Source organism: Gillisia xinjiangensis, from assembly GCF_046298265.1.
GTDB classification, from domain to species: domain Bacteria; phylum Bacteroidota; class Bacteroidia; order Flavobacteriales; family Flavobacteriaceae; genus Gillisia; species Gillisia xinjiangensis.
Genome location: NZ_JBKAHK010000019.1, coordinates 1 through 2,008 on the forward strand (window position 1 = coordinate 1; position 2,008 = coordinate 2,008).

The following is a 2,008-nucleotide window of genomic DNA, read 5'->3' on the forward strand; positions in this document are numbered from 1 at the left end:
TACAGATACTTTCACCTATACCATCACTGATGGAAATGGTGGAACAGATACCGCTACGGTAACCGTAACGGTAACTCCAGTAGATGATGTGACCACGGTTGTGGATGATTCGGCAACTACTGATGAAGATGTAGCTGTGAATATCGATGTGATTGCAAATGATACCGATGTGGATGTTAAATCCCCGGTAGCTTCAGTTACTCAAGGTGCAAACGGAACAGTGACAATAGAGACCGACGGAACCCTTACCTACACTCCTGACTTAAACTTTAACGGAGAAGATTCCTTCACCTATACCAATGAGGAAGGAAATACAGGAACGGTAACCGTAACGGTAACTCCAGTAGATGATGTGACCACGGTTGTGGATGATTCGGCAACTACTGATGAAGATGTAGCTGTGAATATCGATGTGATTGCAAATGATACCGATGTGGATGTTAAATCCCCGGTAGCTTCAGTTACTCAAGGTGCAAACGGAACAGTGACAATAGAGACCGACGGAACCCTTACCTACACTCCTGACTTAAACTTTAACGGAGAAGATTCCTTCACCTATACCAATGAGGAAGGAAATACAGGAACGGTAACCGTAACGGTAACTCCAATCAACGATGCTCCGGTAGCTGTTGATGATGTGGCTACAACAGATGAAGACAATTCAGTAACTATTTCAGTACTAAACAATGATACTGATGTAGATGGTGATGATCTAACTGTAGTGAGCACAACAAATCCTGACAATGGCTCCGTAGTGATCAACGAAGATGGAACCATTACTTATACTCCGAATGAAAACTTTAACGGAACAGATAGCATTACCTATACTATCACTGATGGAAATGGTGGAACAGATACCGCTACAGTAACAATAACTGTAAACCCAATCAACGATGCTCCGGTAGCTGTTGATGATGTAGCTTCAACAGATGAAGACAATTCAGTAACTATTTCAGTACTAAACAATGATACTGATGTAGATGGTGATGATCTAACTGTAGTGAGCACAACAAATCCTGACAATGGCTCCGTAGTGATCAACGAAGATGGAACCATTACTTATACTCCGAATGAAAACTTTAACGGAACAGATAGCATTACCTATACTATCACTGATGGAAATGGTGGAACAGATACCGCTACAGTAACAATAACTGTAAACCAAGTAGATGATCAGCCCGATCCGCCTGTAGTAGCAGAGGTGGTCCAACCAACTTGTGCTAATCCAACTGGTACTATTACAGTACAAACTGAAGAAGGATTAACATATAGTATAAACGGAACCGATTACCAGGAAAGCGGAGTTTTCATCGATCTTGAACCAGGAACCTATAGTGTAACTGCTCAAAATGGCAGCGGAGAAATATCTGATGTTGTTCAGATTACTTTGGCGGAACCTGCAGCAGAAACAATCCAGACAACTACTAAAGATCTTTGTATTGAAGATGATCCTTTCGACTTATTCGAATTGTTAATTGGAGATAATGATGAAAGTGGTACCTGGGAAGATACAGATCAAACCGGTGCTCTTTCAGGAAGCTTTATAGATCCTGAATTAATGGCTGTTGGAACCTACACTTTCAACTATATACTAGGTGGAAGTTGTCCTTCAACTACAAGTGTGCAGGTTAGTATAAATGATTTATGTGTGGTAGAGGCCGAAGCCTGTGATATTGAAGGTATTAAATCCGGGGTTTCAAAAGCAGTAACTCCTAACGGAGATGGACATAACGACTTCTTTGAAATAAATGTTGATCCATTATGTGGTTTTACCTTTGGCGTACAAATTTTTAACCGTTGGGGTTCTGAAATTTACTCTAATCCAAATTACAGGAACGAATGGGACGGATTCTCGAACAAATCCTTCACCGGTTCAAATCAATTGCCATCGGGAACCTATTTCTATATACTTACAGTAAACAATGGCGCTATAGAACCAATCCAGGGATATATCTACTTAGGAACAAAATAAATCTAAAACCATGAAAAAAATCTATCTCCTAATATC

General features: G+C 40.4%; 1 protein-coding gene. It reads left to right on the forward strand.

The window, feature by feature from the left end:
• A partial coding sequence (locus ACKGJN_RS16210) for an Ig-like domain-containing protein (protein ID WP_409540609.1) occupies nucleotides 1-1,972 on the forward strand: 1,972 nt, incomplete at its 5' end.
• Nucleotides 1,973-2,008 lie beyond the last annotated feature (36 nt).